The 17001-nt window shown below is 70.1% G+C and carries 22 protein-coding genes and 1 tRNA gene; 16 read left to right on the top strand and 7 right to left on the bottom strand.

What is annotated here, in order from left to right:
* Positions 1 to 40: 40 nt before the first annotated feature.
* From Pph01_RS29460 to Pph01_RS29405, 12 genes are all read left to right on the top strand, one after another.
* Positions 41 to 754, top strand: a complete 714-nt coding sequence (locus tag Pph01_RS29460) for a DUF2637 domain-containing protein (RefSeq protein WP_204076412.1) — start codon at positions 41 to 43, stop codon at positions 752 to 754.
* 26 nt (positions 755 to 780) lie between these two features.
* Positions 781 to 1101, top strand: coding sequence for a hypothetical protein (locus Pph01_RS29455; protein WP_204076411.1), 321 nt, complete (start codon positions 781 to 783; stop codon positions 1099 to 1101).
* A gap of 12 nt (positions 1102 to 1113) precedes the next feature.
* Positions 1114 to 1272 (top strand): hypothetical protein, encoded by a 159-nt coding sequence (locus tag Pph01_RS29450; protein ID WP_204076410.1) that lies wholly within the window; start codon positions 1114 to 1116, stop codon positions 1270 to 1272.
* A 25-nt stretch (positions 1273 to 1297) separates the two neighbouring features.
* A complete protein-coding gene (locus Pph01_RS29445; protein ID WP_204076409.1) occupies positions 1298 to 1459 on the top strand; it encodes a hypothetical protein in 162 nt (53 codons plus the stop codon).
* A 23-nt stretch (positions 1460 to 1482) separates the two neighbouring features.
* The gene (locus tag Pph01_RS29440; RefSeq protein WP_204076408.1) at positions 1483 to 1680 is read left to right on the top strand and encodes a hypothetical protein; all 198 of its coding nucleotides are present in this window, start codon (positions 1483 to 1485) and stop codon (positions 1678 to 1680) included.
* Positions 1681 to 1989: 309 nt separating this feature from the next.
* A complete protein-coding gene (locus Pph01_RS29435) occupies positions 1990 to 2139 on the top strand; it encodes a hypothetical protein (RefSeq protein ID WP_204076407.1) in 150 nt (49 codons plus the stop codon).
* Positions 2140 to 2363: 224 nt separating this feature from the next.
* Positions 2364 to 2615 (top strand): hypothetical protein, encoded by a 252-nt coding sequence (locus tag Pph01_RS29430; RefSeq protein WP_204076406.1) that lies wholly within the window; start codon positions 2364 to 2366, stop codon positions 2613 to 2615.
* Positions 2612 to 3748 (top strand): DNA cytosine methyltransferase, encoded by a 1137-nt coding sequence (locus Pph01_RS29425; RefSeq protein ID WP_204076405.1) that lies wholly within the window; start codon positions 2612 to 2614, stop codon positions 3746 to 3748. Before Pph01_RS29430 ends, Pph01_RS29425 begins: the two co-directional genes overlap by 4 nt.
* Positions 3745 to 3981 (top strand): hypothetical protein, encoded by a 237-nt coding sequence (locus tag Pph01_RS29420; protein ID WP_204076404.1) that lies wholly within the window; start codon positions 3745 to 3747, stop codon positions 3979 to 3981. The genes Pph01_RS29425 and Pph01_RS29420 overlap by 4 nt, the downstream gene beginning before the upstream one ends.
* Positions 3978 to 5432, top strand: coding sequence for a replication initiator (locus Pph01_RS29415; RefSeq protein WP_239117106.1), 1455 nt, complete (start codon positions 3978 to 3980; stop codon positions 5430 to 5432). The genes Pph01_RS29420 and Pph01_RS29415 overlap by 4 nt, the downstream gene beginning before the upstream one ends.
* Positions 5392 to 5637, top strand: a complete 246-nt coding sequence (locus Pph01_RS29410) for a helix-turn-helix domain-containing protein (protein ID WP_204076403.1) — start codon at positions 5392 to 5394, stop codon at positions 5635 to 5637. The genes Pph01_RS29415 and Pph01_RS29410 overlap by 41 nt, the downstream gene beginning before the upstream one ends.
* A gap of 2 nt (positions 5638 to 5639) precedes the next feature.
* A complete protein-coding gene (locus tag Pph01_RS29405) occupies positions 5640 to 6905 on the top strand; it encodes a tyrosine-type recombinase/integrase (RefSeq protein ID WP_204076402.1) in 1266 nt (421 codons plus the stop codon).
* Between the two features lie 71 nt (positions 6906 to 6976).
* Here Pph01_RS29405 and Pph01_RS29400 read toward each other — a convergent pair.
* Positions 6977 to 7051: transfer RNA gene (locus tag Pph01_RS29400), tRNA-Val, on the bottom strand.
* 445 nt (positions 7052 to 7496) lie between these two features.
* Between Pph01_RS29400 and Pph01_RS29395 the strand changes: the two genes are divergently transcribed.
* Positions 7497 to 7913, top strand: a complete 417-nt coding sequence (locus tag Pph01_RS29395) for an SsgA family sporulation/cell division regulator (RefSeq protein WP_203884823.1) — start codon at positions 7497 to 7499, stop codon at positions 7911 to 7913.
* 52 nt (positions 7914 to 7965) lie between these two features.
* On the opposite strand, the gene Pph01_RS29390 is transcribed toward Pph01_RS29395, so the two are convergent.
* Positions 7966 to 8616 carry a DUF305 domain-containing protein gene (locus Pph01_RS29390; RefSeq protein ID WP_204076401.1) on the bottom strand — a complete coding sequence of 217 codons (651 nt, stop codon included), beginning with the start codon at positions 8614 to 8616 and terminating at the stop codon, positions 7966 to 7968.
* Between the two features lie 39 nt (positions 8617 to 8655).
* On the opposite strand from Pph01_RS29390, the gene Pph01_RS29385 reads away from it, so the two are divergent.
* Positions 8656 to 10092, top strand: coding sequence for an LVIVD repeat-containing protein (locus Pph01_RS29385; protein WP_239117105.1), 1437 nt, complete (start codon positions 8656 to 8658; stop codon positions 10090 to 10092).
* 106 nt (positions 10093 to 10198) lie between these two features.
* Here the strand turns inward: Pph01_RS29385 and Pph01_RS29380 are convergent, their stop codons facing one another.
* Genes Pph01_RS29380 through Pph01_RS29370 form a run of 3 tightly spaced genes read right to left on the bottom strand, consistent with a single transcriptional unit; the run spans position 10199 to position 13011 of the window.
* A complete protein-coding gene (locus tag Pph01_RS29380; protein WP_204076400.1) occupies positions 10199 to 11029 on the bottom strand; it encodes an aminotransferase class IV in 831 nt (276 codons plus the stop codon).
* Between the two features lie 14 nt (positions 11030 to 11043).
* Positions 11044 to 12051 carry an anthranilate synthase component I family protein gene (locus tag Pph01_RS29375; RefSeq protein ID WP_204076399.1) on the bottom strand — a complete coding sequence of 336 codons (1008 nt, stop codon included), beginning with the start codon at positions 12049 to 12051 and terminating at the stop codon, positions 11044 to 11046.
* Between the two features lie 27 nt (positions 12052 to 12078).
* Entirely contained in the window at positions 12079 to 13011 is a 933-nt protein-coding gene (locus Pph01_RS29370; protein ID WP_204076398.1) for a LysR family transcriptional regulator, read from the bottom strand.
* An 83-nt stretch (positions 13012 to 13094) separates the two neighbouring features.
* Here Pph01_RS29370 and Pph01_RS29365 point away from each other — a divergent pair, with 83 nt between their 5' ends.
* Together Pph01_RS29365 and Pph01_RS29360 are read left to right on the top strand one after the other, a co-directional pair.
* Positions 13095 to 14318 (top strand): NAD(P)-binding domain-containing protein, encoded by a 1224-nt coding sequence (locus tag Pph01_RS29365; protein ID WP_204076397.1) that lies wholly within the window; start codon positions 13095 to 13097, stop codon positions 14316 to 14318.
* A 109-nt stretch (positions 14319 to 14427) separates the two neighbouring features.
* Complete coding sequence (locus Pph01_RS29360) at positions 14428 to 14655, top strand: hexameric tyrosine-coordinated heme protein (protein WP_204076396.1); 228 nt, start codon at positions 14428 to 14430, stop codon at positions 14653 to 14655.
* Positions 14656 to 14663: 8 nt separating this feature from the next.
* Here Pph01_RS29360 and hutH read toward each other — a convergent pair whose 3' ends face one another.
* Entirely contained in the window at positions 14664 to 16211 is a 1548-nt protein-coding gene (gene hutH / locus Pph01_RS29355) for a histidine ammonia-lyase (protein WP_204076395.1), read from the bottom strand.
* Entirely contained in the window at positions 16177 to 17001 is an 825-nt protein-coding gene (locus Pph01_RS29350) for an ArsR/SmtB family transcription factor (RefSeq protein ID WP_204076394.1), read from the bottom strand. The genes hutH and Pph01_RS29350 overlap by 35 nt, the downstream gene beginning before the upstream one ends.

The following is a 17001-nucleotide window of genomic DNA, read 5'->3' as shown; positions in this document are numbered from 1 at the left end:
TACCCGACCCATGCCGAAAACAGGAAGGAGGTGAGCCGCGGTGTCCGCTCCCCGCCCCGGCCGGTTCCGCGCTGCGGTGGTCGACTCCGCCCCGGTGCTCATCCTCGCCGGGATCGCCGCGGTGGGCTCCTTCACCCACATCAGCACCCTGGCCGCCAAGTACGGCCAAAAGGGCTGGCAGTCCTGGGCCGTCGCGGTCTGCATCGACCTGATGTGCGTGATGGCCGCCCGCGAGATCCAGCGGGACAAGCGCACCGGACGCCCCCGCCGCGGCCTGCTGTCCTGGCCGTCCCTGGTCCTGTCCGGGGGGATCGTCCTCACCTTGGCGGCCAACCTCGCCGAAGCCCACCACTCACCGTGGGGCTGGATCGTCGCCGGCACACCCGCCGGGGCGTTCCTGATCGCCATGTCCATGCTCGAACGCCGCGCCGGCCACACCCCACAGCCCCGGGTCGTCGATGCCGAACTCATCCCGGAGCAGAGCTCGCCCGCGGCTCCTGCACCCGCTGCCGCTACGCCGGCTATCGCTGCGGAGCCGCACCCGCAGCTATCGCCGTCCGCGCCTGCTCGCCCTGCCGTGACTCCGGTCCTGAGCCCAGCCGTGCTGGACGACGCCCGCTACCTCGCCGACGAACACGCCCGCCTGCACGGGACCTCGATCACCGCCGGCGAACTCCAGCGCCGGCTACGCCTGTCCCCCGATCTCTCCTCGGAAGTACTGCGACAGATCGGCCTGATTCCCGAAACCGCCTGACCCTCGACCGAAGGAAGCCACTGATCATGATGACCACCGATTCCACCGCCCGCAGCGAATTCATCGCCGGCCTGCGCCGCCTGGCCGCGTTCCTCGCCGACAACCCCAAGGTGCCCGTCAGCACGGGCGGGCTCGACGTAACCGTCCTCGCCGAAGGCACCGACCGCCAGCAGCGCGCCGCCGTGGACCGGATCGCCCACCTGATCGGCGCCCCGACCTCCGACAGCACCTTCTACGTCGCCGCCCGGGACTTCGGACCGATCACCTACCGGGCCGTCGCGATCCCCGCCGAACAGTCCCGCGACTACGACGCCTGGTCGACCTACTACGGCGCCGTCACCGCCTGAACGGGAGGCGTGGTGTTCCTCCGCAAGCTATTCGCCCGCGCCCTGCTGATTTTCGCCGTGTTCTACCTGTTCACCCGCCCCGTGTCCGCAGCCGACCTGGTCAACCGCAGCGTGATCGTCCTGCACATCGCGGCCGACAACGTCGCCGGCTTCATCAGCCGCCTGAACTGACCTACGCAGGAAGGAGGAAGGGCCGATGACCAGCGAATACGACAAGTTCGAAGCGCGGAAGGCCGAGCTCCGCAAGAGCGGCAAAGGCGCCGTCGAGGCGCATTCCATCGCCTACCGGGAAGCCTCGCAGCGCCTCCACGAGCGCGAGGAAGCCTGGCACGACCAGCAAGAGCAGAACCGCACCTGATCCGACCTCGGAGGTATCCGGCCATGGCAACCCGACGCACCCCCGCGCCACCCGCACCCGCCCCGTCGCTCGAGCAGCCGCCCGTGCCGAACCCCTGCGAGGACTGCAACGGGGACGGACAGGTCCTGACCGCTCAGGTCGTCGGCCGGCTGCGCCGCCGCACCATCGAAGCTTTCGCGTTGTGCCTGACCTGCTCGGGCACCGGCACCAACCTCGACTAACCCCGGACCGGGGCTCGAACCACCCGCCCCGCGACCCGACACGAAGGAGGTGAACCCGCGTGCGTCACCTGTGCTGCACCTGCAACGGCACCGGCATCGACGGTGACAACCACTGCTGCCGCGACTGCAACGGCACCGGCATCGACAACCACACCTAAAACCACGCCACGCAATGCGCCCGCCTGAGGCGCCATCCGGGAGCGGTCAACCGCCTGGCAGCCACCACCGCCCCCACCACCGAACCACCGCCGGCCGAATGACCCGGCGCACCATCCCGTCTGCTCGCCCACGCAACCAGGGAGCTCCCCCATGCCTCCACGGATCACCCGCGTCGACCACCCGCGCAAGAACGGCGTCTGGCCCAACGGCGAACCCAAGTCCGTCCGCGACGCCTACGACCGCATGGTCGCCGACCAGAACAAGAGCGGCGGCAAGAACTCCGGCGACAACAAGCGCTGAACCACCGCGCACCTGATCCGGCGTCGCCTCTGCTCATCCCTTTGGAAGGCGCCCGCGGGGCGGCCAAAGCCTGGCAGCCACCACCGCCCCGCCGGCGCGTCCTTCGCCCACAGCAAAGGAGCCACCAGTATGCGCCACCCTGCCCACACATCGCCCCTGTCCGCGCCCGCTCACCCCCCTTACCGCCCGGCCCTGATGGTGGTCGCAGTCGCCCGCGGGTCGGCATGGCTTCCGCCCGGCACCGCCTCGACCTGGGTGTGCCGCTGCGGCGGCATCAACCCCCGCACCTCGACCACCTGCGGCCGGTGCGGCCGATGACCACCACCGGCACGACCCGCACGACTGGGCGCGGTCTCTACCGGACCTGCCCGGACTGCGACGGGTTCTGCTTCGTCGGCCGGGACCCGAACAACCGGCCCAAGCCGTGCCTGACCTGCAACGCCACCGGCCGCCTCTACACCGGAGGCCGCAAATGACCCCGCCGATCCTCGACCTGTTCGCCGGCCCCGGCGGCTGGTCCCTCGGCCTGCGCCTGCTCGGCCTCGCCGACCTCGGCGTCGAGATCAACCCCGACGCCTGCGCCACCCGCACCGCCGCCGGACACGCCACCGTGTGCGCCGACGTCGCCGCCCTCGACCCCGCCACCTTCGACGGCATCACCGGGTTGATCGGCTCCCCGCCCTGCCAGACCTTCTCCGCTGCAGGAAAACGCCTCGGCGTCACCGACGACCTGGCGCTGTGCCACCAGGCCATCACCGATCTCGCAACGGGCCGGGACACCCGACCCGAACTCGCCGCCCGATGCCAGGACCGGCGCTCACTCCTGATCGCCGAACCGCTGCGTTACGCCCTTGCCCTGCGCCCGGAATGGGTCGCCCTGGAACAGGTTCCGCAAGCCGCGCCGCTGTTCACCCACATCGCCGTCGTCCTGCGGACCCGCGGCTACCAGGTGTGGCACGGGGAACTCAACGCCGCCGACTACGGGGTGCCGCAGACCCGGCGCCGCCGCATCCTGCTCGCCCATAAAACCCGCCCCGTCTCCCCGCCCGAACCGACCCACGCCCCTCCCACCGATGTCCAGCCAGGCCTGTTCGGCACCGACCGCCGCCCGTGGGTCACCATGGCCGACGCGCTCTACCTCGCCGACGGCGTCGAAACCGTCACCCGCGCCAACCGCCGGCCCGGAGTCGGGGGCAACGTCTTTCCCTGCGACCGCCCCTCCTGGTTGCTGACCGGCAGGGCACGCTCCTGGGTCCTCCGCAACGGCAACCGCACCAACGCCGCCGTCCGCCGCCTGGCCCAACCCGCGCCCACCCTGCATTTCGGCCACGCCGTCAAGGACGTGAACTGGCAGACCCTCGACGGCACCCCGGTCCGCGGCATCGCCCCCGTGGAGGCGGCAGTCCTTCAGGGCTTCCCGCCCGATTACCCGTTCGCCGGGTCCCGGACAGCCAAATTCCGGCAGATCGGCGACGCCGTACCCCCGCCGTTGGCCGCCGCGGTCCTCGGCTCCCTGCTCGGCCTCGACTGGCGCACCGCACTCACCACCCGCCGAACCCCCGACCCGGTGCCCTCCGTATCTGCCGTCCCGGTGGGGGTGGCCGGATGAGCCTGTATCGCGTCGAGGTGACCGAGACCCGCGCCCCCGGTGCCGACCGCCCGTGGAACGTCACCCGCCGCGTCTTGTCGGCCGAGTCCGCGCCCTGCCTGTCCCCGGTGCTCGTCCGGCTTGCAGGGCGCCGCCGGCGCATCGCCTGCGGCAGGCGGCTCCCCATGGGCCAGCAGTGCCGCAACTGCGCGCCCCGAATCCTGATCACCGAGGTAAGGAGGGTTACCGCTTGAGCGCCCCTGCGCCGCTCTCGGAACTGGTCGGGCCGGTCATCCGTGACCTGGCCCGCCGCTCCGGCAAAGACCTGTCCCGCTGGCTCGAGCAAGTCGCCCGCCTGCGCGGGTGCACCGAACCCATCCGCCTGACCGGCGAATCCCTCACCCTGGATGCCGCCACCGGGGAAGTCCTGCACCGGTACTCCAGCGAGCAAGAGCCGCAGGGGCACCTGATGGTCCGCTGCGGCAACCGGCGCGCGTCCCGTTGCCCTTCCTGCGCCGAGACCTACCGCGCCGACACCTTCCACCTGATCCGAGCCGGGCTGCTCGGCGGATCCAAAGGCGTCCCCCAGACCGTCCGGACCCACCCTCGCGTGTTCGCCACCCTGACCGCGCCCAGCTTCGGCCCCGTCCACCGCGGACCCGACAAACACGGCACCCCGCAGATCTGCCACCCCCGCCGCACCGGACCGGCCTGCTACGAACGCCACACCACCGACGACGTCCGGCTCGGCCAACCCCTCGACCCCGCCACCTACGACTACGTCGGCCACGTGCTGTGGAACGCCTACGCCGGCGACCTATGGCGCCGCTTCACCATCTACCTACGCCGCCACCTCGCCAGCGCCTCCGGGCTCACCCAGGCAGCGTTCAACCGGCAGGTCAAAGTCTCCTTCGCCAAAGTCGCCGAATACCAAACCCGCGGCGTCGTGCACTTCCACGCCATCATCCGCCTCGACGGACGCCCCGACGAAAACCAGGACGAAGACGCCACCATCCCGCCGCCGGACTGGGCCACCCTGCAACTCCTCGACGGCGCGATCAGATCCGCCGCCCGAGTCGCTCGGCTCCGCGCACCGGACCTCGGCCAGCCCACCCGCTCCCTGGTCTGGGGCGACCAAGTCGACGTCAAGACCATCGCCCCCGGCGACCTCGACGACACCACCGACCCGGACGGAGCCCGACTGACCGAACAGAAGGTCGCTGGCTACATCGCCAAGTACGCCACCAAAGCCGCCGAAAACGCAGGCACCCTCGACCGTCGTGTGCGCTCCTACGACCTGGTCCGCCTGCACGAGAAGGGCGTCACCGACCACGCCGCCCGGCTGATCCGCACCGCCTGGAAGCTCGGCGACCCGATCGCCTACCCCTGGTTGCTACCGCTGCGGCTCCGCCAGTGGGCGCACATGCTCGGCTTCCGCGGCCACTTCTCCACCCGATCCCGCGCCTACTCCACCACCATGACCGCGATCCGCCAGGAACGCACCGACTACTGGCACGCCCACGCCCTCGAAAACGGCTGGGCACCCGACCCCGACACCACCCTCGTACTCACCCACTGGAGCTTCGCCGGCCAGGGCTATACCCCCGGCGAATCACTGCTCGCCACTGATCTGACCGCCCAATCAGCGAAGGAGGAAATGACCCATGACGAATGTGATTCATCTCGTGCGCGTCCAGCCGAATGAGACCGACGCGTCCAGCGATGCGGGAAGTCGAGCGGTTTACACGGTTCTGGAGGCGGCCCACCTCCTCTCGCTGTCGCGAGGAAGCACTTACACCCTGGTCCGCAACGGGACGATTCCGGCCATGAAAGTCGGAAGCCGCTGGGTCATCCCCAAGCGCCGTTTCCACGCCTGGCTTGACGGCCTCATCGATGGTGGGGAGGGCTGACGTTGGGCTTCATCACCAAGACCAAAGCCGGAACATGGCGCGCGAACTGGCGCGACGAGGTGGGCCGTCAACGGGCCAAGACCTTTCGCACCAAACGAGAGGCCGACGCGTTCCTGTCCGAGGTAGGCACCGCGCTCAACCGGGGAACCTACATCGATCCTCATGCGGCCAAGCGCAAGTTCGGACCGTATGCCGGCACGTGGATGCTCTCCAGGAATCACGAGATCACCACAGTGGCCCGTGACGACTCGATCATGCGGACCCACGTCCTTCCTCGCTGGCAGGAAACCCCTCTCGGGAAGATCGATTACATGGCCGTACAAACCTGGGTGAGCGACCTCGGCAAGCGGCTGTCACCGGCCACCGTGGCGGAATGTCATCGGCTCCTATCCGTGGTCCTCAAAGCTGCGGTCAGAGACCGCATCATCGGCACCAACCCCGCGGAAGGCGTCCGCCTGCCCAAACGGCGGCGTAAGGCTGGAGACGATCGCATCATCAGTCGCGACGAACTGGCCGTACTCCTCCAACATGCCCCCGACCGATACCGCGCACTCGTGGCCCTGGCCGCCGGCTGCGGACTGCGTTGGGGTGAAGCCACGGGACTGCGTTGGGATGCGGTGGACCTGGACACTCGGACCCTCAAGGTCGTACGCGTCGCGGTGGAGGTCGCCGGACACGTGACGAGCAAGCCCTACCCCAAGTCGAAAGCCGGCCGCCGTGAGGTGCCACTACCTCAGTTCGTCGCGGAGCTGCTCGCCGCGCACAAGGTGGTGTACATGCCTGGTCCCCTCGGGGAGGTTTTCACCAACACGGCCGGTGGTCCAGTCCGCCGTACGCTCTTCCGCTCGCGGGTCTGGCGCCCCGCGCTGGTGCGGGCCGGCCTGGTCGGGTCCGTACTGAAAACCGCCTCCGGCGCTTTTGTCGCTGTATGGCAGGACAAGGACGGATCAGAGCACAGCAAGGATTTTCTGACCGAAGCAGAAGCGATCGCGTGTGTTGCCACGAATGCCGGGGAGGCCCTTCGGTTCCACGACCTTCGACACTGCTACGCGACCTGGCTCATCTCCGATCGGGTTCCCGTCAACGACGTCGCGCGCCTCGTCGGGCACGAGCAGATCTCGACCACGCTCAACCTGTACACGCACGGTACGGACGAGCGGTACGGCAGGGCTCGCGCGGCCTTCGCTGACTTTTCGCTGACTTCGATCACCACGGAGCAGGCGAAGCCAGCTCAGGAGCCACCTGCGGGAGAGACTGCGGCGGACTGACCGCTCCGCGAAAACTAGCTCTGAACAGCAGTAAGACCCGTAGAGATCAAGGTCTCTGCGGGTCTTCGGATTGGTGGGCGATACTGGGATCGAACCAGTGACCTCTTCGGTGTGAACGAAGCGCTCTCCCGCTGAGCTAATCGCCCGGGATGGCCGGCTCCTCGCGGTGCCGACGGGGAAAACCATACCGCAACCTACGGGGTGCTGGCGAAAAGCAGGCCGGGCCGACCTGATCGTCCGATGTTCACCAAAGGCGCCGAAAGGTTCCCTGGAGAGTCCACGGCGTGACGGTGTGGTGTCATAGCATCGTGCTCGACCGATACGCACTACGTAAGATCCTTTGCCCACAATGGCTCCGCCGGGAAGAGTTCAAGGATAGGTAAAGCCCGAGAAAAGATGCGCCCGATGGTGATGTTTGCGCAGGTAGGTGACCGAATGTCAACCTGTGATCTGCGTTACAGAAGGGCCCGGAGGCGGAATCTTTCTTACGGGTCTCCTCGTTCGCCTCGGTAGCGAGAGCGCGAACGAAACCCGACATAGCAGTGATTAGCCCCTATACGGGGACCCGACGACGAAAAGGTTTGGCTGACGATGCACAGCACCACCGTCTCTGCCGAGCTAGGCCTTCGGCTTGTGGTCCCCGACCGAGCTACCGTCCCTCTCCTCGCCGGACTGAGCTACACCGCCGAGGATCCCTACGCCATCAGGATGGCGTTCCACGTGGGCAACGACGAGCCCGTGGAGTGGATCTTCGCCCGTGAGCTGCTGACCGTCGGCATCGTCCGGCGCGTGGGCGACGGCGACGTCCAGGTCTGGCCGGCCCGCGCCGACGGCGAGCGGACGCTCAACATCAGTCTCACCTCCCCCTTCGGCCAGGCCCTCTTCGAGGTCCCGCTGGCCCCCCTCACAGAATTCCTCCATCGCACCTACGAGCTCGTCCCCGCCGGGCGGGAGACAGACTTCATGGATCTCGACGAAGAGCTCATCAACATGCTCTGGAGCTCCTGACCTGGGCGACCAGGCCCCCCGGCCTAGCCTCGTCCCAAGTTCCTGATCCGGCCTAGGCCGCCTGGATCTTCCGCATACGGGCGATCTCGATCTGCTGGCCGGACATCACGTCCTGCGCCATCTTCCGCATCGCCCTGTCCTGGCCCTTGCCCAGTTCCTCCCCCGCCATCGTGATCGCGCCTCCGTGGTGCCTGATCATCAGCCGGAGGAACAGGTCGTCGAAGGCCGCGCCCCTCGCCGCCCGCAGGCGGTTCATCTCCTCCAGCGTGGCCATGCCGTAGCCGGCCTCGCCATGATCGTGTCCATCAGGAGCAGCACGGCCGAGCGTCTCGAGCCAGGACGTCATCACGGCGATCTCCGGCCCCTGCCCAGATTCGATCCGCTGGGCGATGGCCCTGACCAGGGGCTCGGCGGCCCGGTCCGGCGCCAGCGCCGCCATCTCCAGCGCCTGCCGGTGGTGCGGAATCATCATCTCGGCGAAGCGCACGTCCGCTGCGGCCGCCCTGGCCTCCGACTGTCCGATGCGCTCCCCCGGCTGAGCCGTACGGCCTGGCTCTCCTGGTCCACCGGGGACGACGACCGGTACCTGTGAGCCGACGACCAGCGGGGTCGGCTGATCGGCCGGCGAGCAGCCGGTGAGCACGGCACCCGATGTCAGCGCAAGCGTTATGAAAGCACCGCACGCCGCCCTGCTCCCCAACATAGGTTCCATACTGAACCAATTCACGAGCATGGGGGCACTGTGAAACGACCGATCGCCGCGGCCGTTCTGGCCGTCGTCCTCATCCCCGCGGCCGCGTGCACGACGGCCGAATCCCCGTCACCGACGCGGTCGGCGCTCTCCGCGAAGCCGACGGCCACGGGTACGGGCACGGGCACGACGGTGTCCGACCTCAGCGAGGACGCGATCGGTCACAGCCCCAACATGAAGGTGATCGCCAACGTGCCCCCGCAGGCGCCCTTCAACGGCCCGGAGGCCTGGGGCACCGACCTGGCATTCCAGGGTGACTACGCCTTCGTCGGCAACTACGAGGGGTTCACCGTCCACGACATCGGCGATCCCACCCACCCCAAGGCGGTGGCCCAGGTCGAGTGCCCGGGCGGTCAGAACGACGTCTCCGTCTCCGGTGATCTGCTGTTCCTCTCGATCGACGAGCCGCGGTCGGACGACACATGCGCGAGCACGCCGGCCGACCCCTTGAGCGACTCCGAGTGGGAGGGCATCCGGATCTTCGACATCGCGGACAAGACCCATCCCAAGTACGTCTCGGCCGTGCGGACCGAATGCGGATCGCACACCCACACGATCGTCCCGGGGAAGGACGCCGGCACGCTGTACCTCTACGTGGCCTCTCCCGGGCCCATCCCCGGCTCGAAGGGCTGCCCCGAGCCGCACGAGAACATCTCCATCGTCGAGGTACCGATGAAGGAGCCCGCGAGCGCACGGGTCGTCGCCAAGCCCGAGATCCTCAAAGACCGCGTGATCGACGAGAACGAGGACTTCCCCTCGGCGGGATGCCACGACATCACGGTCTACCCGGAGAAGGGCCTGGCGGCCGGGGCCTGCTTCGGCGACGGCATCCTGATGGACGTCTCCGACCCGGTGAAACCGCGCCTACTCCAACTGGTGAGCGACAAGGAGAACTTCTCCATCTGGCACTCGGCGACGTTCAACGACGCGGGGACCAAGGTGGTCTTCAGTGACGAGCTCGGCGGCGGGCTGGCCGCCACGTGCGGCGCGTCGGGTGAGCCCACCAAGGGCGCGGACGCGGTCTACGAGATCACGCCCGGCCACGAGCTCGTACGGCGCGGCTACTTCAAGATCCCCCGGATCCAGACCGCGGACGAGAACTGCGTGGCCCACAACGGGTCGCTCATCCCGGTCCCAGGCCGGGACATCATGGTCCAGGCCTGGTACATGGGCGGCGTCTCTGTCTTCGACTTCACCGACTCCGACAATCCCAAGGAGATCGCGTACTTCGAGCGCGGGCCGCTGAGGCGCGGCCTCCAACTCGGCGGCTCCTGGTCGGCGTACTACTACAACGGCTACATCTACTCGAGCGACATCACCAAGGGCCTCGACGTCCTGCGCGTCGACGACCCCCTCACCGACCCCGCGAAGTCGGTCCGGATGACGGAGCTCAACGCGCAGAGCCAGCATTCGTACGGCGGTGCCTGACCGAGCGGTGCCTGACCGAGCGGAACCCGCCCGAGCGGAGCCTGACCGAGCGGAACCCGCCCCGAGCGGAGCCGGATCGGGCGGAACCTGACCGAAACGACCGGACTCACGGATCGACGTCGGCGGCCGACCGCTCGGCGAACGCCTTCATGGCCGCCCGCGTGATCGGACCCGGCGCCTGCGGCAGCGCGGTGCCGTTCACGAGGTTGATCGGCTGGACGTCCCGCGTGGTGGAGGTGAGGAACGCCTCCTCGGCCTCGTACAGCGCCGAGATCGGCACGTCGGTCTCCTCGCCGCCGTACCACTCCAGCGTGAGCGCGCGGGTGACGCCGGCCAGGCAGCCGGAGTCCAGCGTCGGCGTGATCAGCCGCCCGCCGGTCACGATGAAGATGTTGCTCCCGGTGCCCTCGCACAGGTTGCCGGCCAGGTTCTCGAAGATCGCCTCGGCGCCGCCGCGCTCCTTGGCGTACGCGAGCGCCTTGGCGTTGTCACCGTAGGACGTGCTCTTGACGCCCGCGAGCGCGCCGCGCTCGTTGCGGGGCCACGGCACGACGGTGACGTCCGCGGTCGCGGGGAACGGCTTCTGCTCGCCGACGATGATGATCACGCTCGGCCCGTCCGAGCCGCGGTCGGAGCCCAGCGGGCCCGGCCCGCTCGTGTAGGTGATCCTGATCCTGGCCAGCGGCCACTTCGGGGCGGCGGCGAGGCAGCGGCGGACGCCGTCGGCGATCGAGGCCAGGTCGGGCTCGGGGAGGTCCATGCGCTTGGCCGACAGTGCGAGCCGGTCGAGGTGGCGCGTGAGCGCGAAGGCCTCGCCCTCGACGCTCTTGATCGTCTCGAAAACGCCGTCGCCGACCATGAGCCCGTGGTCGAACACCGAGACCACGGCCTTGCCGGGGTCCACGAGGTCCCCGTTCACCCAGATGGGTACAGCCATCTCCAACTCCATCTCTATGCTTCCGGCTCGTTCCGTGACGCGAGTCCGATGAGCCGGGCGGCCTTGAGCTCCGTCTCTTCCCACTCCAGCCGCGGGTCCGAACCCCACGTGATGCCCGCCCCCGTGCCGAACCGGATCGTGTCGTGCTCGATCCAGAAGGTCCGGATGCCCACGGCCAGCGCCGCTTCGCGCCGGTCGGCGTCGACCCAGCCCACCGCCCCACAGTATGGACCCCGGGGCTCGGGTTCGAGCTCGTTGATGATGCTCAGCGCCGAGGATTTCGGCGCTCCCGTCACCGAGCCGGGAGGGAAGGTCGCGGCGAACAGTTCGGGCCAGCCCATCCCGTCCGCCAGTCTCGCCCGCACCGTCGACACCAGGTGCACCAGCCCGGGGTGCTCCTCGATCTCGAAGAGTGAGGGCACCGACACAGAGCCTACCGTGGCGACCCGCCCGAGGTCGTTCCGCACGAGATCCACGATCATGAGGTTCTCGGGATAGTCCTTCTCCAGGAGGTCACTCGCGGTCGCCCCGGTTCCCTTGATCGGCCGCGACTCGACCACGTCGCCCCGGCGCGACAGGAACAGCTCCGGCGAGGCGGACACGACCGCGAGTCCCGGAACGTCGATCACCGCGGCGTACGGGGCGGGGTTGCCCTCGGCCAGCCGTACGGCCAGGGCGAGCGGATCGGCGGGACCGGGGAGCGGCGCCGACAACACCCGGCAGAGGTTCGCCTGGTAGACCTCGCCCTGCTCGATGTAGTCCCTGATTCTGCGGACGCCCTCCTCGTAGCCCTCCCGGCCGAGCGAGCTGCGCCAGGCGTCCCTGTCCGGCCCGCGCCAGGGCCGCGTCGCGGCCGGCAGCGGAGCGCGCCGCACGTCCTCGAACCGGGCGCAGGTGACCTTGCCTTCGTAGGACACCACGACGGCCCACCAGCCGGAGCCGTCCAGCGCGGCCAGGTCGGTGGTCACGTCGCGCAGTCCGGTGGCCAGATATCCGCCGATATATGCGAAGCCGTCGTACACGGATCCATTCTCCCAATCGGCGGGATATCAGGCGAAACGTCCAGCAGGCGCCGCCGGCAGGTGCGACCCGGCCGTCAGCGGGAGGCCGCGCCGGAGGAAGCCGAGGAGCGCCCGGGCCGACGCCAGCGCGGGGCGCGGCAGGGCCGCGTAGACAGTCCTGCGTGGCGCGAAGTCGCCGAGCGGCCGCAGCGCCAGATCGGCCCGTACGGCGGGCGCCGCCATGGCGGGCACCATCGTGATCCCGAGCCCGGCGGCGACGTAGCCGAGCTTGCCCGTCCACTCGCCGATCCGGACCTCGACCCGCGGAGTGAAGCCCGCCCTGGCACACGCCTCCCCAAGCGTCGTCGTGCCGTCGGGCTGGGCGCCGGCGATCCAGCTCTCGTCCCGCAGATCACGCAGGTCGACCACGTCCGCCCCGGCGAGCCGGTGGTCGGCGGGCAGCGCGATCAGCAGCTCGTCCTCGAGCAGCGGCGTGATCTCGGTCTCGTCCCCCAGCGGCACGCCGGCGAAGTAGTCGCTGACCACCGCGATGTCGATCATGCCGTCCGCGACGCCCTCCATGAGCTCACCGCTCAGGCCCTCGACCAGGCCGACGGCGACCCCGGGAAAGACCTCCCGGAAGTCGCGGAGCGCACCGGGCACCAGCGCGGCGTTGGCCGTCGCGAACGCGCCGACCCTCAGCCGACCGCCCGTGCCCCGCTGGATGGCGGCCAGTTCCTCCTCCGCCCGCGCGAGCCGATTGAGCACGTCGCAGGCGTGCCGGTGGAGCGCGTTGCCGGCGGGCGTGAGCCGTACGCCGCGAGGGAGCCGCTCGAAGAGCGGGCCGCCCGCCTCGGCCTCCAGCGTCGCCACGCGCCTGGAGACGGCCGACTGGGTGTAGTTGAGCTCCGTCGCCGCCGCCGTGAAGGAGCCCGTACGGGCCACGACGTCGAGCAGCCGGAGCATGTCCGTCTCGAACATCCGTCCATCCATGAGTGGGAGGAATGCGCCGCATGCAATCTACTCGTTGGTGGAATGGGACGGTTCACCAATAGCGTCGTCGCATGATTGCCTTTCTTGGATTGGGGCGCATGGGCGCTCTCATGGCCGGGCGGCTCGTGGACGCCGGCCACAAGGTCACCGTGTGGAACCGGACGCCGAAGGAGCTTCCCGGCGCGCATATCGCCTCCTCCCCCGCCGACGCCGTCGCGGACGCCGATCTGGTCGTGACGATGCTCAGCGATCCCGCGGCCGTGGACGAGGTCGCCAGGGCCGCGCTGCCGGGGCTGCGGCCCGGGTCGGTGTTCGTGGAGATGTCCACCATCGGGCCGGAGGCGGTGGCGCGGCTGCGCGACCTGCTCCCCGGGTCCGTGCGGCTCGTCGACGCTCCCGTGCTCGGCAGCCTGAAGCCGGCCGCCGACGGCACGCTGACCATCCTCGCGGGCGGCGCGTCCGAGGATCTCGCCAGTGTCGACGACGTGCTCACGATCTTCGGGACGATCAGGCACGCCGGTCCCGTCGGCGCGGGGGCGGCGCTGAAGCTCGCCGTGATGAGCGCGATCGTCTCCGCCCAGGTGATGCTGGCGGAGAACCTGGCCTACGTGCGGGCGCTCGGCCTGGACCGTTCGGACTTCCTGGACACGCTGTCGGGCACCGCCCTCGCGGGGCTCGTCGACCGCGTCCGTCCCGCGGTCGAGTCGGGCCCGCCGCCCACCGGCTACGCGCTCGGACTGGCGGCCAAGGACCTGCGACTGGCGGGCGAAGGACCGGGAGCGGCGCAGACCGTGACGGCAGCGGCCCGGGACCGGCTGGCCCAGGCCGTCCGGGACGGGCTGGGCGGGCAGGACGTCACCGCCATCTTCACCGCGGCCCTGGACGCCCCCGCCCCCGAAGCGCCGGCCCAGCCGGTGCTGAAGATCAACCCGGCGGCCGTCCCCGCCACCAACGGGTACTACTCGCACGCCACCCGGACAGGCGACCTCCTGTTCGTGTCCGGACAGGTGTCCCTCGACGAGAAGGGCCAGGTCGTGGGTGAGGGCGACATGGCCCGCCAGAGCGAGTTCATCTACGCCAACCTGGGGCGCATCCTCGAGGACCAGGGATCGTCGTTCGACCGGGTGCTCCACGTGCGGACGTTCGTGACCGACATGTCGCTGCTCGGCGAGCACCGCGACGTCCGGAGCCGGTACTTCACCGGCGAGCCCCCGGCCAGCACCACCGTGGAGGTCTCCCGCCTGTTCCAGCCGGGCCTGCTCATCGAGATCGAGGTGGTCGCCGCCGCAGGCTGACACCCCACGCGAACGGGGGCGCGGCCGGCATCCACGGGCCGCGCCCCGATTCACATCGATTACCATAAGTCTTCTTATGGTGACAATCTGCGACATATCCGGGGGCGTGATGGAACTCATCCCAGGCAACTCCCTGATCACCGCAAGCCCGGAGGACGGGCGGGCGCTGGCCGTCCTGATCGCCAGGAACACGATCCACGCGATCCAGCCGGACGTCGAGGTCCTCCGGAGGAACCGCGGCGAGGACGCCGCGGATCCCGACGGCCGCGCCGTGGCCGCGCACATGATCTCGATCGAGTTCGCGACCATCGCCGCGGCCAACAACTACTGGCGCTGACCTGAGCCTCAGGCGAGCGGGCCCGTGGCCGTCTCCGCCGCGGCGACCACCGCGCCGCCCGCGACGAGTTCGACGGCCGCCTCGATCTCGGGGGCGAGGAACCGGTCGGGACCCGGCCCTGCGACCGACTCGCGCAGCAGCGCGACCACCGCGCCCGTGCCCGGGGCGGGCAGGTGCGGCGCGCGCAGGTCGAGCGCCCGGGCGGCCGTCAGCACCTCGATGGCCAGGACCCGGGTGAGCCCGTCGATCGCCCGCCGCAGCTTGCGGCCGGCCGACCAGCCCATGGAGACGTGGTCCTCCTGCATCGCGGAGCTCGGGATCGAGTCGACGCTCGCCGGGGCGGCCAGCCGCTTGAGCTCGGAGACGATGGCGGCCTGGGTGTACTGGGCGATCATGTGGCCGGAGTCCACCCCCGGGTCGCCCGCCAAAAACGCGGGAAGGCCGTGGCTGCGGGCCACGTCGAGCATCCGGTCGGTCCGCCGTTCGGAGATCGACGCGAGGTCGGCGACCGCGATCGCCAGGAAGTCCAGGACGTACGCCACGGGGGCGCCGTGGAAGTTGCCGTTGGACTCGACCCGGCCATCGTCAAGGACCACCGGGTTGTCGATGGCACTGGCCAGCTCGCGCGCGGCCACCGTGGCGGCGTGGGCGACCGTGTCCCTGGCCGCCCCCGCGACCTGCGGCGCGCAGCGCAGGGAGTACGCGTCCTGGACGCGGGTGCAGGACCCGTCACGATGCGACTCCATGATCCCCGAGCCCTCGAGGAGGCCGCGCATGTTGGCCGCGGCCGCCGCCTGGCCGGGATGCGGCCGCAGCGCCTGCAGGTCCGCGGCGAAGACCGCGTCGGTGCCGAGCAGCGCCTCGACGCTCATCGCGGCGCTGATGTCGGCGGTCTTGAGCAGCCTGATCAGGTCGTCGATGGCCAGGATCAGCATGCCGAGCATGCCGTCCGTGCCGTTGACGAGGGCGAGCCCCTCCTTGGCGGCCAGCTCGACCGGCTCGATGCCGCTCTGCTTGAGCACCTCCCCGGCCGGCTGCACCTGCCCGTCCGCCGTACGGACGACGCCTTCGCCCATGAGCGTCAGCGCGACGTGGGAGAGCGGGGCCAGGTCGCCCGAGCAGCCGAGGCTGCCGTACTCGTGGACGACGGGTGTGATCCCCGCGTTGAGCAGGGACTCCAGGACGCGGGCGGTCTTCGGGCGCACGCCGGTGTGACCGGTGGCGAGCGTGTGCAGCCGCAGCAGCATCATCGCCCGCGTCACCTCGGTCTCCACCTCGGGGCCGGATCCGGCGGCGTGTGAGCGGATGAGGCTGCGCTGGAGCTGTGCCCGCAGCGCCGGGTCGATGTGCCGCGTGGCCAGGGCTCCGAAGCCCGTGGAGACGCCGTAGGCGGGGGTGTCGGCCTCGGCGAGGTCCTCGATCCGCCCACGGGAGGCGGCCATCTCCGCCAGCGCGTCGTCCGTCAGCCGCACGGCTCCGCCGTGCCTGGCGACCTGGATGACGTCCTCGAAGGTCAGCGGCTCAGGCCCGACCGCCGTTGCCTTGCTGTCGTGCATCGTCCCACTCTCCCGGAGCCCCAGTGGCTCTTCGTGCGCTTGCAGGCCCGCCGGCGACCGAGGAGGTAACCAGCGTATTGCATGTTAGCTCCTTACATCCGAAGGTCGCTTCCAGACCGGCCCTTCCGGCGGCGGTCACCTCGATCGCCCGCCGGGTGGTCCCCCGCGCCAGCCACTCCAGCGCGACCATCCGCTCGAACATCGCCGCGCCGAGCGCGCCGCCGAGGTGGGGCCGGCGCTCCAGCCAGTCGAGGCACGCGGGGGCGAACCTGCGGCGCCTGAGCCGTACGGCGTCGACGTCGACCCCGAACGCGGCGGCGGCGTCCCTGCCGCGAGAGGTGACCTCGCAGGCGCCGTCGTCGGACTCCACGAGGTGCCCCTCGCGCAGCAGGGCGTCGTACAGCTCGACGCCCACCCTGCCCGCGAGGTGGTCGTAGCAGGTCCGCGCCTCCCGGAGCAGCCGGGCCTGCCGCGACTGCTTCAACGAACGCACGGCGGGGCGCCCGCTGATGGTCGCGAGCACCTCGAGGACCTGGGCGACTTCGGGTCCGGAGAGCCGGTAGTAGCGATGCCGGCCCTGGCTGATCATGGTGATCAGGCCGCCGTCCCGCAGCCGGGCCAGGTGAGCGCTGGCGGTCTGCGGGGTCACCCCGGCCATCCGGGCAAGCTCGCCCGCGGCGAGCGCGCGGCCGTCCAGGAGCACGGTGAGCATGGCGGCGCGCGTGGCGTCGGCGATCAGCGCCGCGACCGGGGCGATCTCCGCGTCCTGTGCGATGTATTCGGCGGGCAT

The sequence above is a fragment of the Planotetraspora phitsanulokensis genome (assembly GCF_016863295.1).
Classification (GTDB): domain Bacteria; phylum Actinomycetota; class Actinomycetes; order Streptosporangiales; family Streptosporangiaceae; genus Planotetraspora; species Planotetraspora phitsanulokensis.
This window is presented reverse-complemented; position numbering and strand designations above follow the sequence as displayed.